This window comes from Chloroflexus sp. (assembly GCF_034434295.1).
GTDB lineage: Bacteria > Chloroflexota > Chloroflexia > Chloroflexales > Chloroflexaceae > Chloroflexus.
In genome coordinates this window covers 37,186-51,359 of the sequence record NZ_DAOTZQ010000002.1, presented here as the reverse complement: position 1 = coordinate 51,359, position 14,174 = coordinate 37,186, and the positions used below count along the sequence as shown (strand labels likewise).

At 55.5% G+C, this 14,174-nt stretch carries 13 protein-coding genes; 12 read left to right on the top strand and 1 reads right to left on the bottom strand.

What is annotated here, in order from left to right; translation table 11 throughout:
* The first annotated feature begins 119 nt into the window (after positions 1-119).
* The 4 genes from VAE57_RS00615 to VAE57_RS00600 all read left to right on the top strand — a co-directional run bounded on the left by VAE57_RS00615 (position 120) and on the right by VAE57_RS00600 (position 3,711).
* A complete protein-coding gene (locus VAE57_RS00615; protein WP_322819981.1) occupies positions 120-1,697 on the top strand; it encodes an acyl-CoA carboxylase subunit beta in 1,578 nt (525 codons plus the stop codon).
* Positions 1,698-1,714: 17 nt separating this feature from the next.
* Positions 1,715-2,074, top strand: a complete 360-nt coding sequence (locus VAE57_RS00610; RefSeq protein ID WP_322819980.1) for an OadG family protein — start codon at positions 1,715-1,717, stop codon at positions 2,072-2,074.
* Positions 2,075-2,152: 78 nt separating this feature from the next.
* Complete coding sequence (locus VAE57_RS00605; protein ID WP_322819979.1) at positions 2,153-2,542, top strand: biotin/lipoyl-containing protein; 390 nt, start codon at positions 2,153-2,155, stop codon at positions 2,540-2,542.
* A complete protein-coding gene (locus VAE57_RS00600) occupies positions 2,542-3,711 on the top strand; it encodes a sodium ion-translocating decarboxylase subunit beta (RefSeq protein WP_322819978.1) in 1,170 nt (389 codons plus the stop codon). Before VAE57_RS00605 ends, VAE57_RS00600 begins: the two co-directional genes overlap by 1 nt.
* Here the strand turns inward: VAE57_RS00600 and VAE57_RS00595 are convergent.
* A complete protein-coding gene (locus tag VAE57_RS00595) occupies positions 3,698-4,603 on the bottom strand; it encodes an NADH:flavin oxidoreductase (protein ID WP_322819977.1) in 906 nt (301 codons plus the stop codon). The two genes, VAE57_RS00600 and VAE57_RS00595, sit on opposite strands and share 14 nt — an antisense overlap.
* Before the next feature lie 1,023 nt (positions 4,604-5,626).
* Between VAE57_RS00595 and VAE57_RS00590 the strand changes: the two genes are divergently transcribed.
* From VAE57_RS00590 to atpA, 8 genes are all read left to right on the top strand, one after another.
* The gene (locus VAE57_RS00590) at positions 5,627-6,745 is read left to right on the top strand and encodes a L,D-transpeptidase (protein ID WP_322819976.1); all 1,119 of its coding nucleotides are present in this window, start codon (positions 5,627-5,629) and stop codon (positions 6,743-6,745) included.
* 280 nt (positions 6,746-7,025) lie between these two features.
* Positions 7,026-8,159, top strand: a complete 1,134-nt coding sequence (locus tag VAE57_RS00585; protein WP_322819975.1) for a hypothetical protein — start codon at positions 7,026-7,028, stop codon at positions 8,157-8,159.
* 109 nt (positions 8,160-8,268) lie between these two features.
* Positions 8,269-9,459, top strand: coding sequence for a response regulator (locus VAE57_RS00580; RefSeq protein WP_322819974.1), 1,191 nt, complete (start codon positions 8,269-8,271; stop codon positions 9,457-9,459).
* 787 nt (positions 9,460-10,246) lie between these two features.
* On the top strand, positions 10,247-11,185 hold the full coding sequence (gene atpB / locus VAE57_RS00575; protein WP_322819973.1) for a F0F1 ATP synthase subunit A: 939 nt from the start codon (positions 10,247-10,249) through the stop codon (positions 11,183-11,185).
* A 78-nt stretch (positions 11,186-11,263) separates the two neighbouring features.
* The gene (atpE, locus tag VAE57_RS00570) at positions 11,264-11,494 is read left to right on the top strand and encodes an ATP synthase F0 subunit C (RefSeq protein ID WP_322819972.1); all 231 of its coding nucleotides are present in this window, start codon (positions 11,264-11,266) and stop codon (positions 11,492-11,494) included.
* A gap of 29 nt (positions 11,495-11,523) precedes the next feature.
* Positions 11,524-12,018 carry a F0F1 ATP synthase subunit B gene (locus tag VAE57_RS00565; protein ID WP_322819971.1) on the top strand — a complete coding sequence of 165 codons (495 nt, stop codon included), beginning with the start codon at positions 11,524-11,526 and terminating at the stop codon, positions 12,016-12,018.
* 45 nt (positions 12,019-12,063) lie between these two features.
* On the top strand, positions 12,064-12,537 hold the full coding sequence (gene atpH / locus VAE57_RS00560; protein WP_322819970.1) for an ATP synthase F1 subunit delta: 474 nt from the start codon (positions 12,064-12,066) through the stop codon (positions 12,535-12,537).
* Positions 12,538-12,589: 52 nt separating this feature from the next.
* Positions 12,590-14,158 (top strand): F0F1 ATP synthase subunit alpha, encoded by a 1,569-nt coding sequence (gene atpA / locus VAE57_RS00555; protein WP_322819969.1) that lies wholly within the window; start codon positions 12,590-12,592, stop codon positions 14,156-14,158.
* The last annotated feature ends 16 nt before the right edge of the window (positions 14,159-14,174 follow it).

Sequence of the window (14,174 nt, the reverse complement as noted above, 5' to 3'; positions counted from 1 at the left end):
TTGCGAGTGCTATACTGACTTCTGTACATCCCCCACAACGCTCAACCCTGACACTGACGTTCACTCCCCGCATGGGCAATGCCGGGCGAGTGAAGCAATGAATACAAGGGAGGGTTGCGATGACTCAGCACGAGCCGACCCGACAAGCACCGCCAACGTTACGCGCTCGCATTGAAGCCCTGCGCCAGTATCGGCAGCGCCTGGAACAGGGCGGTGGCCCAGACCGTATCGCACGTCAGCATCAAGCCGGTAAACTGACCGCTCGCGAGCGTATCAACCTGTTGATTGAACCGGAAACGTTTCAGGAATTCTTCCTCTTTGCCCGTCACCGCTGTACGGCCTTCGGCATGGCCGATAAGGAGATGCCGGCTGAAGGTGTCATCACCGGTTGTGGCAGTGTTGATGGCCGTCAGGTCTTCGTTGCCGCTCAGGACTTCACCGTTGCCGGCGGCTCGGTCGGCGAGATGCACGCCGATAAGATCTGTCAGACGATGGATCTCGCTTTCAAATGCGGTTCACCGTTCATCACCATCAACGATAGCGGCGGGGCTCGCATCCAGGAGGGCATCGATGCCCTCAGTGGCTATGGTCGCATCTTCTACCGCAACGTCCTTCTCTCCGGAGTAGTGCCCCAAATTGCCATTATCGCCGGGCCATGTGCGGGTGGTGCCGCCTATTCGCCAGCCTTGATGGACTTCATCATCATGGTGCGGGGCAGCGAGATGTTCATCACCGGCCCGGAAGTACTCAAACAAGTGACCGGCGAACACGTCACCGGTGACGAACTCGGTGGCCCTGAAGCTCAAGTACGCAGCGGTGTTGCCCATTTCATTGCTGAAAACGATGTGGAAGCGATTGCGATCTGCAAGCGACTGCTGAGCTTCTTACCGGCGAACAACCTCGAAGACCCACCAGATCGTGGTGACGGCGAATTGCGCCTGTTCAACGATCCGGTACTCGACACCATTATCCCCGATGATCCGCGTGAACCATACGATGTCATTCCCATCATCAAGCGGATCGTTGATGATGGTGATTTCCTCGAAGTCCAGCGCGGCTTCGCCGATAACGCCGTGATCGGGTTTGCCCGCATCGACGGCAGTACCGTCGGGATTGTTGCCAATCAACCGATGGTGATGGCGGGAGTACTCGACATAGACGCTTCGGATAAGATAGCGCGCTTTGTCCGTTTTTGCAACGCCTTCAACATTCCGCTCATCACCTTTATTGATGTTCCAGGCTTCCTTCCCGGCGTTGCCCAGGAACGCGGCGGCATCATTCGACACGGGGCGAAGATGCTCTTTGCCTACTCCGCAGCAACCACACCGAAAATATCGATCATCCTGCGCAAAGCCTACGGCGGCGCCTACCTGGCCATGTGCGGCAAAGACCTGGGGGCGGATCGGGTAGCCGCCTGGCCGAGCGCCGAGATCGCGGTCATGGGGCCAGAGGGAGCAGTCAACATCATCTACCGCGACCAGATTAAGCAAGCGGATGATCCGGCTGCGGCACGCGCCGAATTTGTACGCCAGTACCGAGCTGAGTTTGCCTCACCCTACGTCGGTGCCGGTCGTAACCTGATCGATAGCATCATTGCCCCTAGCGAAACTCGCCGCTACCTTAGCCTGGCCCTGGCCTCACTGCGCACCAAACGCGAGTTCCGTCCGCAGAAGAAGCATGGCCTGGTTCCGCTGTAAATCCCAAAGGAGAGCCTATGATCGATCCTGGCACCAATCCCCTCCTGACCGGTTTGCAGATTGCGATTACCGGCATAAGCATCGTCTTCATTGTGTTGATAATTGTGGCTCTGGTCTTAGGCGCACTCAATGCCACGCAACGTCTCTTTCGCTCAACCACGCCAGATGCTATCACACCGCCATCCATATCCGAGAGGAATCCTGTCGCTGCCGATCAACTCGATCCCCAACTCATTGCCATCCTGACCGCAGCAGCGGTGACGGCACTTGACCGGCCGGTACGTATCTTGCGAGTACGCTACTACCGCCAGCTATCGGTGAACTGGGTACGACTGGGGCGCATCAGCGTGATGGCTAATCGCCAGTTACGCCGATAAGATCGCATCAGTCGTTGCAGGACTGTCGCTTATCGGTTGTTGAGATCAAGAAGTACGAACCTGCATTACGGAGAGCATATGAAGCGCTTACGCATCACTGTCAACGGTATCACCTACGAAGTCGAAGTCGAGGTATTGGCCGACGATGACGAGCCAGCGTTGCATGCTCCAACCAGTGTGAATGCCGTACCTCCGCCCAAATCGCCAATGCGCACTGACTCTGCACCGACTCCAACCGCACCAAACCCAACCGGTCCAGGCGTGCTGGTATCACCTATTGCCGGCATTGTGGCTGAAATCAAAGTGAGTGTTGGCGATCAGGTGAAGGAAAATGATCCACTGGTTGTGATCGAAGCAATGAAGATGAATTCTAACGTTAGCTCACCGATTGCCGGCACCATCCGTGCCATCAATGTGAAAGTCGGTGACTCGGTGCGTCAGGGTCAACCACTGCTGGAGTTTGCCTGATGGAATGGCTGATTGAATTTTTTGAAGCGAGCGGGATTGCCCATCTGGCGTGGGGCAATCTATTGATGATTGTCGTCGGCTGTGTATTCGTCTATCTGGCGATTGCCCGCAACTTCGAGCCACTCCTCCTGGTACCGATTGGATTCGGCATCATTCTCGGCAATATGCCATTTGAACCAGGCATGGGGCAGGGCGTCTACGACCAGGGCAGCGTCTTGAACTACATCTACTTTGGGGTCATCACTGGCCTCTTCCCACCCCTGATCTTTCTTGGCATCGGGGCAATGACCGACTTCTCGGCCCTGATTGCCCAGCCGCGCCTGATCTTGCTCGGTGCTGCTGCTCAGCTCGGCATCTTCTTCACGCTCTTAATGGCAATCTTCCTGGGACAGTATCTCCCGTTCCTCGATCTGGCCGATGCTACCGATCCTCTTCGTTTGCTGCGGTCTGCGGCGGCAATTGGGATCATCGGCGGGGCCGATGGGCCAACGGCTATTTTTATCGCCTCACGGCTTGCACCTGATCTCCTCGGCGCGATCGCTGTCTCTGCCTACTCATATATGGCCCTGGTGCCGGTCATTCAACCACCGATCATGCGCCTGCTCACCACCCGCGAAGAGCGCCTGATCCGCATGCCACCACCCGCCGAGGTTAGTCGCACACAGCGTATCCTGTTCCCGATCATTGGTCTGATCGTCTGCGTGCTCATCGTCCCGGATACATTACCGCTGCTTGGGATGCTCTTCTTCGGCAATCTCCTTAAAGAGAGTGGAGTCACTGAACGACTGGCCAAAACAGCGCGCAGCGCCCTGATCGATAGCGTGACTATCATGCTCGGCCTGACCGTCGGCGCCAGCACGCAGGCCAGCAACTTCCTCACCCCGCGATCTATCGCCATCTTTGCCCTTGGTGCCTGCGCATTTGCCATCTCGACCGCAGGTGGTGTCTTGTTCGCCAAATTTTACAATCTCTTTACCCGTAACAAGATCAATCCGCTCATCGGCGCGGCTGGTGTGTCAGCCGTTCCAATGTCGGCACGAGTTGCACATACCGTTGCACAGGCGGAGGATCGGCAAAACTTCTTGATCTGGCAGGCAATGTGTCCAAACGTCGCCGGCGTGATTGGTTCAGCAGTGGCCGCGGGAGTCATGCTGGTCATTTTACGCTGACCGTTCCCAGCATCCGGCGTGCCAGTTGCGGCCATTCAGGCAAGAGCCGCAGGGCGGTACACAGCATGACCAAATCAACACTTCCGTCCTGAATGGCCGCATCGGCCAGCCACGGATCACTCAATTGCCCTGAGCCAATGACAACCGCCTCACTGGCAATGCGATGAATACTCGCAACCAGAGGAATAGTCCAACCCGGAAAGCGCGCTACATCAGGCGAATAACGATTAATCGTCACGTCAAGAAATTGCGCACCGGCGGCCACAGCCCGCCGGGCAATCAGTCGGGCATCCTGATGGGTCAGGCCATCTGCCACCAGTTCCACCGCCGGCATACGCAAACCAACCCACATATGACGACCATAGTTTCGGCGAATCTGTTCAATGATTGTCAGTAACGGCAGAATACGTTCAGTGATCGGTATCTGCCTGCCGTTACTCGCTTGCTGATTTGCCGCAATGGTCATCGCTAACAATCCACCATCGGCAACAGAGATGAATACACCATCTGCACCGGCGGCTAATGCCCGCCATGCACCCTGTACATAGCTCTCAACGAGCCTGGGCGTTGCTATGTCGGCAAGCAGCACTTCCAGCAAAAAGACAATCCGGCTCCCAAACGCATGGGCTGCGGCTGAAAGGCGCCGGAGTGCAGGCACAAAACAATCGTGCCAGATGCCGAGATGCCGCGTCGGTATTGATGGCTCACAAACAAGCATCGGTTCAGGAACAATCAGACCTACATCAGCCTTTGCTCGTCGCTCGTAATAACTGACCAGAGCGCTATGGCAAAAACCATCAGAACCGGCCAGCCCGCTCGGTGCCGGCGCCATCACAATCCGATTGCGTAACTGCCGACCGGCAACCTGTAGCGGTGTAAAGAGATCGGCCATATATGACGCTCACTGCTCACATGTATGGGTACTTGAAGATGACGCCATACGTTTGCCACCAGACCCGAATTAGCGGCGCCCTACCATCATAATCGTTCGCATTGCGTGTAGTATAACGTGAGTTGAGGACGTTGAATGTGAACATTGTCAGGCACATAGCCTTGGGAAGATAGAACTTAAAAGCTGTGCTGTCGTGCTCCCAGACTGTCGCACAGGCGCCTGAACGCTTGCCAATCACCAATGACAGCGCCTACCCTGCTCCTGGCTCGTTGGCAGAGCGCAGCTCCGGTCTTGCCATCAAGCGCTGGATGGGTTGCCTTGCCCGCTCCTCATGCGCGTGTCGCGGCGTTTGGAGTGCGGCAGCATGGCTGCCGCAACAGCCGTGCTCACGATCTGGCACGTGTCATACCGTTAACCCTGCTGGTCACGTGGATACTGGATGTGCTCGCACCATTATAGAGTCGGTCAGGAATGTATTAGATAAACCCAAGTCGCCACCCAGGCAGTGATCATGCTACGTGAGGCTGACCGTCATAATGAACAGCACGACGCTGCGTACAACACCGTGCAACATAGCTGAACTGTATGAACCACGTGGATAGCAGCCAGCGTCTTCAGACGCGCTCCTTCACGCCTTACGGTAGCAAATCGGGTTATGACCATCCTCTGAGTCCTCTGTGGTGATAAAGGTAGCAACTTGGGTCAGATTACTTCTCGTAAGCGTTTTTTGAAATAGGTTCTAGAATTGGAGATAATTTCGCCCCCACACCCCATGTTCCATCCCATCACAAACGAAAACCATATTGAAAAAGTTTTAAGCAATTTTGAAGAGAATATCCCATTTTAACCTGATATAATATCTGCGTGATCGCCCGAAGTGAATAAGTATGCAAGCAACCATATAGCAAAGCTGCACATTGTGACGAGTCACAGTCTCGCCTGTATCACATCATTTCTCGAACGGATGACAAACCCAAAGACGGCAGTTTTTCCACGAACGAGCACCATTGTTCAGAGTTGCATATGCGGATTGGTCGCTACACATCACATACTCAACTAGTACTAACCAGTTTGATCGGATGTAGCCTGCTACTCTGGTTGTACTGGATCAACCCGGCTACGGCGGGATCAGCGGCCTGGTCAAAACAATTACCGGTCGTGCGCACCGTCTACTTTCCAGCTACCGGCCACCATCTCTCGAACCGGGTCGGCTTTCTCGATTTCTGGCGAGCCAATGGTCAGCTTCACACCTTCGGCATGCCAGTTAGCGAAGAACTGGTCATTGATGGTCGGATCGTCCAATACTTTGAACGTGCCCGGTTTGAGTACCACCCCGAATACGCCGGCACACCTCAACAGGTACAGCTTGGCCTGATCGGGCGTGAATGGTTGGCACACCAGCCCACAATCCCGCCACCCGCGACCGACACGACAATCGGTGCCTTCTTCCCGGAAACCGGCTACACCCTGCGCGGTGAATTTCTTGAGTTCTGGGAGCGCCATGGCGGCTTGCCAGTCTTCGGCTTTCCCCTTAGCGCAGAACGTGACGAGAACGGCACGCTTGTCCAATACTTCGAGCGTGCCCGTTTTCTCTACCGACCGGAAGCACTCTCACCTTTCTTCCGTCAACAGCAAGCCATCTACGGCATCGATCTTGATAGCCTCTTTGAAGTTCAAATCGATAATCTTGGTCTTCAGATCGCTACCTTGTACGGCATCAACACAGCACCAGTTACCCGTCTCCCCGGCGCCGTTGATTGGAGCCCCGGCTTATGGTCACGCCGCATTGAAGTCGATCTGGCGCGCCAATACCTTTTCGCCTACGAGGACAACCTGTTAGTCTTTTCAGCACCGGTTGCCACCGGACGTGACGGTTTTAATACCCCACGCGGCGATTTCACTATCTACTACCGCTTACCGCAACAAACAATGAGTGGTTGCCTCGGAGGCGAATGCTGGTATGTACCCAATGTTCCGTGGGTGCAGTATGTCGTCGGTGGGGTTGCTCTCCACGGAACCTACTGGCATAACGCCCACGGCAGTGGTGTGCGGATGTCACACGGTTGTATTAACTTGCGGATCGATGATGCCCAGTGGCTTTACGAATGGGCTGATCTCGGCGTACCGGTCAAGGTATACTGACGAGGCATACATCAGGTTATCTCACCAATGCTGTGAAAAGGCGTGATCGATAATTGCAGTAACGTAGTCCAGATGTTAGCCTGTAGGCAATCGTCGCACAAACGTCGTAAATAACACGATTCATGCATCTTCAGGAGCAAAAGGCTTGTCATCTGACAGCGTACTACTCGTGAATGCGTGAAACGAATGCTGATAGTAATCGCTGCGCCTTGCGTATCAGCACCGTGAACATGGTATAATTGCGCAGAGCTGACACCCCTGCACCACACATGGAAACACTATGCTGTACGTACCCGATGGTGTACCGCCGATTATCAAGAGCACAGTAGCTCGCCTTGATCGCACACTTTCCCAACCAGGGGAAATTCTGGTTAGACAGGGTGGTCGCGTCGAGCCTGATGACATTGTGGCTCGTGGTCAGAAGCACAATCCGCCGTACATGATCAACCTTGCGCAGGCACTGGGTTTACCCCCTGATCAGGCTGCTCGTGCCGTCGTTGCACCGATAGGTCAGCCGGTAAATGCCGGTGCTGTTCTGGCGCGCCGGCGTGGCCTGCTGAGTCGCCGTGTACTCAGCCCGATTAATGGTATCCTCTACACCGTCGATCCGGCGACCGGTTATGCAATTCTTCAGCCAGAACCACAGCAAATCACCGTAACCGCTGGCATTCGCGGTATTGTGATGGAAATCATCGATCAACAACGGGTAATCATCGAAACACCGGCAGCTCAAATCTTCGGGATCGCCAGCCTGGGAAATGATTGTTATGGCGTCACCCGCCTGCTTACCCTCGATCCAGGTGAGCCAATCACCGAAGCGATGATTGATGCGCAAAGTATGTATGCTGTGCTCATTGGGGGCAGCGGGATCAGTGCTGCTGCACTCCGCAAAGCCGTTGAGAATCAGGTTCGTGGCATCATTATCGGTAGTATCAGCGAAAGTGTCCTGCGTGAGTTTTTCCAATGGACAAAGCATCTGCCTTTTCTTCCCGGTCTGCGTAACTGGCAATGGGTTTCCCAGACCAACTCACCACTGACGATTGTGCTGACCGAAGGGATAGGTAGTGCACCGATGGCCACACCGTTGTTTGAATTACTCGCCGGCCATGATCGGCGCGAAGTCTACATCGAGAGTAATACCAGTCTGCGCCATCCCCACCGTCGGCCACGAGTCATCATCCCCCTGTCACGGAGCAGCAACGCATCGCTTGAACCCCCGCGACCACCTTTACGGATCGGGGCCACTGTGCGACTGCTCGACCACGATCACCTTGGACGTATCGGTCGCGTGCGTAGTCTGCCCGCTCTTCCACAACGCATCCCTGCCGGTATACGTACCGCAGCCGTTGAAGTGTTGCTAGACAGCGGTGAAGCCATCTGGCTACCCAGAAGTTGTGTCGAGGTGATCGCGTAAACAGTGGCAATCTTGCCTCCAAAATTTGCTTCAAGTTGTAGCTATTTCGAGTATACTAGTGAACAGTAGTAGATGGTTTCTACGTTGAGCGATAGTGTGAGAGAATTCAATGACGTATCGTATCGTCGTAGTCGCCCGCGCTAACTCAACGCTCCGCAGCTTACCAGAGGCGCTGGCTGGCGACGCTGAAGTACAAATGTTTACATCGGCAAACGATGCTCTGTGGTCGATCAGTACCGAACCGCCTGATCTGGTGCTGAGCGAGATTGATCTTGATGAGATGAGTGGTCTCGATTTGGCTGAAATTGTGCCAAATTTTGACCCGAACACCCGTGTCCTTCTCTGGGGAAACAACCTGAGTAGTACCGACCGCGAACGTGCGCAAATGGCTGGTGTTGCGAGAGTACTCACTGGCGATCTGAGCCTGGATATGGTACGTCACGTAATACACACAGCCCTTAACTCACCACGAACTGAGCCGCTGCCGGCAACTCCAGCACCTGCTCCAGCCGCTACCGAAGCAGTACGGGAAGTAGCCAAACCGGTAGAGAGCACACCGACACCATCTGCGAAGAACGAACCGGCACGTTCAACATCAAGTGAACCACCTACCGACTCACCGTCACGGCGGCAATTTACACCGGCACGAGTCGTCTTACCTTCCCGGGCTGAACGCGAAGCTGCTGAAAGAGCTGCTCGCGAAGCCGCCGAACGCGAGGCTGCTGAACGTGAAGCCGCTGAACGTGCGGCCCGTGAAACAGCATCGACACGTGGTGGGTTGGCAGCTCGCTCACGTGCAGCCGCTGAACGACGCACACAATCGCCAACCCCTTCATCTTCTCCTGGATCAACGCCAACCTCACCACCTGCACCGCCATCAACCTGGCACAGCGATGGCCGTAACCTGATCGTTACCGAACAGAACATTGCGGCTATCCGCAGTGTTATGAGCCAGTTGGGGCAAGACCTGGGCACTCAAAGTATTATGTTAACTGATCGAGCGGGCATGATCCTGGTCGAGACTGGCGACAAGGGCAATCTGCCGTTGATGATCGTCTTACCACTTCTCTCAACCGGCTTTTCAACCACCGGTGAAGTGGCCCGTCAGCTCCGCGAAGAAGATGCAACAAGCGTCTACATCCACGAAGGGGTAAACATCGATCTCTACTGCTTCGACGTAGCTCAGCGATTTCTGCTCGTGTTGGTTTTCAACAAGCGTGTCGCCAGCTCGAAGATCGGTGCCGTGTGGGTCAACGCCAAACGTGCCATCCGGGAATTACGCGACGTACTCGCCCGCTAAGACATTTTCCTTCCCTGACCCCTGCTTTGTGCGGGGTGTCAGGGTAATCCGCATATCTGTCATCGCCTGCATCACTTGAGTCACTTCCCATAACCTGACACAGCACGCTCTATCGGCATGATGACCATCGCCAGGTGTGAATGACGACACCGCTGACGGCATCGCCACATTCATCCGCTCACCCTGCGTCCATCCGGGTCGTAGCGGTAATCCCCACCGATTGTCATCACGGGGACAGATAATCACCGAATCACGGCATATTCGTTGTCAGGCAGTGATACACAGGAATTCGTGCACAATGGGCGATAACCGGCCATCGGTTTACCGTAGGGACGGGTTGAGAACCCGCCCCTACCTCCTCGTGCTCCACATCCTGCGTGATGACCATCACCAGGTGTGGATGGCATCATCGCTGAGGCATCGCTGCGTTCATCCGGGTGCACCACTTAAGGATCGTCGCTTTTAGGAACAGACAGAAAATGTAAGCACCATCTTCACTCATAGCGACAATGAATTACCCACCCCGCGAGTAGCACTGTGCCCCCGCACCCTGCCACAACATCAGTTGCCCATCCCGCGTAGCTATGGTATACTCGCGTCGGCCTCGTAGAACTGCAAGTGAACCGGCCATCAATGGAGCAGGCGAGTTGCGAAATTTTGCGAGGTGCGTTATACTGTTTGTGAAAGATCGAACAAGGAAGTTGTTGTTCGTCCATCGGGCAGCAGCGCACAGAGAGCAATACCCGGGCGCTGCGTAATTCCGACGTTGTCGAGCAGGAGGTAGGCGTTGTCAACGCGGACTCGAAACATTCTTATCATTGTAGGAGCGCTCATCATTTCGATTGTCAGTCGCTTCTTCCTCTACACCGGTCCACCGCACGTAGAAGTTGCCGCTGAGGTCATTTTCGACGGTATTCCCGGCTTTCCAATCACCAATTCATTCGTTGTTTCGATTATTATTGACATTTTTGTGATCGCTCTGGCTGTGGCTGCTACCCGCAACTTGCAAATGGTGCCACGCGGGTTGCAGAACGTCATGGAGTTCATCCTCGAGTCACTTTACAATCTCTTCCGCAACATTAACGCCAAATATGTTGCCACTGCTTTTCCGCTGGTAGCAACGATCTTCCTCTTCGTGCTCTTTGGCAACTGGTTCGGTTTGCTGCCCGGAGTAGGCTCAATTGGCGTGTGCCACGAGAAGAAAGAAGAGCATGCAGTTGTCGATGAACGTCTAGCACTGGCAGCGCCGGCAGCTCCGCTGAGCAGTGTGGTGGCCGCAGAGGGTGAGGAGATTCACGACACCTGTGCTGCTCAGGGGAAGAAGTTGGTTCCGCTCTTTCGGGCACCGGCGGCTGATCTCAACTTCACCTTCGCGATTGCCGTCATCTCGTTCGTCTTCATCGAGTACTGGGGCTTCCGGGCACTTGGCCCAGGGTATTTGAAGAAGTTTTTTAACACAAACGGTATCATGTCGTTCGTCGGGATCATTGAGTTTATCTCAGAGCTGGTCAAACCCTTCGCGCTGGCCTTCCGTCTTTTCGGCAATATCTTTGCCGGTGAAGTGTTGCTGGTCGTGATGGCATTCCTGGTGCCACTCCTGTTACCACTTCCCTTCTACGGCTTTGAAGTGTTTGTCGGCTTCATCCAGGCGCTGATCTTTTCGCTGTTGACCTACGCATTCTTGAATATTGCCGTCACTGGCCACGATGAGGAACACGCACATTGATGTTCGGGCGGAGTTATCCGCTAGAATGTTTGATATTGGGTTCGTCGCAGAGTCTGCTTTTAAGGAGGCATCTCAATCATGGAGGGTCTGAATCTCGTCGCTACCGCGCTCGCTGTGGGTTTGGGCGCAATTGGGCCAGGTGTCGGCATCGGTATCATTGTATCGGGTGCGGTGCAGGCGATTGGCCGCAATCCTGAGATCGAAAACCGTGTCGTAACGTACATGTTCATCGGTATCGCCTTTACTGAAGCACTGGCAGTCTTCGGTTTGGTGATTGCATTCTTGATCGGTTTCGGCGTGTTGCAGTAAGCGATTGCGCGTTACAGGAGGTTTGAAGGGTGGAAGCATTAGGTATTAATCCGACCCTGTTTATTGCGCAACTGATCAACTTCCTGTTGCTCATCTTCATTCTGCGCACGCTGCTATACCGGCCGGTGATGAACCTGCTGAATGAGCGCACCCGGCGGATTGAAGAGAGTGTACGGGATGCCGAGAAGGTGCGCGAACAATTGGCAAATGCCAGGCGTGACTACGAGGCAGAAATTGCTCGGGCACGCCAGGAGGCCGCTAAAATCGTGGCGCAGGCGCAGGAGCGAGCCAAGCAGCAGGAGGCAGAGATCATTGCCCAGGCGCGTCGCGAAGCAGAGCGCCTGAAGGAAGAGGCTCGTGCCCAGGCCGAGCAGGAGCGCATTCGGATGTTGAGCGAGGCCAAGAGCCAGATCGCCGATCTGGTCACCTTGACCGCCAGTCGTGTGCTTGGTGCAGAGCTGCAAGCGCGTGGTCACGATGCATTAATTGCTGAGTCGCTGGCAGCACTTGATCGCCGCAACTAACGTCGCAGACTGGCGGGTGCCTGGTTTGCGTGAGGGAACGAGAGTATGGCAACGACCATTGACGCACGAGCGCTGGCTGCGCCGCTGGTAGAGGCGCTCTTGACAACGGCCGCTGAACAGATACGCGCTGCGGCTCCACGGATTGCCGGTCTTTCAGCCAGCGAGGCAGCCGCCGTCTTGCCGGCTGACCTGCTACCACAGGTGCGCAATTTCTTGCTCACTATGGCTAAAGAGGGGCTGACCGGTGAACTCAATGCGGTGGCCGCTGCTCTGCCGGGGTATCTTGAAACCGGCAGCCGCGCAGTTGATGCCAGTGTCACCAGTGCGATTGAGCTGAGCGCCGAGCAGAGAGAGCGGATTACCCGTGAATTGCAGCAGCGCTACGGCGATGTCCATGTCACATATCATGTCGATCCAACGTTGATTGGTGGTTTGATTATTCGGGTTGGCGATCAGGTGCTTGACAATAGCCTGCGTGCCCGCCTGAGTGCCATTCAGCGTGTATTACAGGCAAGTTAGAGTCCAGCTCGCTGGCCCGGTACCGCCGGCTACCAGCGCGACGGAGTAGAGCATGACGACGATTACTGAGGAATTGATCGCCCGGCTGAAGCAGGGGATCACGAGCGGCGTCGACCTTCAGCCGCGCCAGGTCAATGTCGGTACGGTGATTGCCGTCGGAGACGGCGTCGCGCGGCTGTCCGGCCTTGATCAGGTCGTCGCCTCCGAGATTGTTGAATTTCCCCCAAAAGCCGGTCGTAATGAGTCGATTTACGGTATTGCCCTGAACCTCGAACAGGATAGCGTCGCCGCAATTATCCTTGGTGACGATGAGACGATTGAGGAAGGGGATATAGTTACCTCAACCGGCCGGGTGATTTCGGTGCCGGTTGGGCAGGGGTTGTTGGGACGAGTGGTGAATCCTCTTGGGCAACCAATCGATGGTAAGGGGCCAATCGTCTACGAGAAGACCCGCCCCATCGAGCGTATTGCCCCCGGTGTGATTACCCGTAAGTCGGTTGATACGCCGGTACAAACCGGTATCATCGCCATTGACGCGCTGATTCCAATTGGACGCGGTCAGCGTGAGCTGATTATCGGTGACCGCCAGACTGGTAAGACGGCGGTGGCCATTGATACCATCCTCAACCAGAAGGGCCAGGGGATGGTGTGTATCTACGTTGCAATTGGTCAGCGCCGGGCACAGGTTGCCCAGGTGGTCGGAACGCTCGAACGATTTGGGGCGATGGAGTACACCATCGTCGTATCGGCAACCGCCTCCGAGAGCGCTGCGTTGCAGTACATTGCCCCCTACGCCGGTTGTGCGATGGGCGAAGAGATTATGGAAAACGGTGTTATGCTCAACGGGCAACTGGTTAAGGATGCCCTGATCGTCTACGACGACCTGAGTAAGCACGCTGTTGCCTATCGCCAGGTATCTCTCTTGCTCCGTCGCCCACCCGGACGTGAAGCCTATCCCGGTGATGTCTTCTACCTGCACTCGCGTCTGCTTGAACGCGCCGCTCGTCTGAATGAAGAGTACGGCGGTGGTTCGCTGACCGCACTGCCGGTCATCGAGACACAGGCAAACGACGTGTCGGCCTACATTCCGACGAATGTCATCTCGATCACCGACGGCCAGATTTATCTGGAGTCCGACCTGTTCAATGCCGGTCAACGCCCGGCGCTCAACGTCGGTATCTCAGTGTCGCGTGTCGGTAGTGCTGCCCAGACTCGGGCAATGCGGGCAGTTGCCGGTAAGCTGAAAGGTGAGCTGGCTCAGTTCCGCGACTTGGCTGCATTCGCCCAGTTTGCCAGCGATCTCGATGCGACAACCAAAGCGCAAATTGAGCGCGGTCAGCGTCTGCAAGAATTGCTGAAGCAACCACAGTATCAACCGCTGCTGGTCGAAGATCAGGTGGCTGTGCTGTACGCAGCAACCAATAACTACCTCGACGATGTACCGGTGCCGTTGATCACGAAGTGGCGCGATGACTTTCTGGCCTTCCTGCGCACCGCTCACCCCGAGGTGCGGAAGCTGATCTACGACAATCGCCTTGATCGCAAGTTCCCGACGCCTGAAGTGAAAGAGGCGCTGGAAGCGGCGATTAAGGAATTTAAGGCAACCAGCAACTATAGCTAGCAGCAGGCTACTGGCG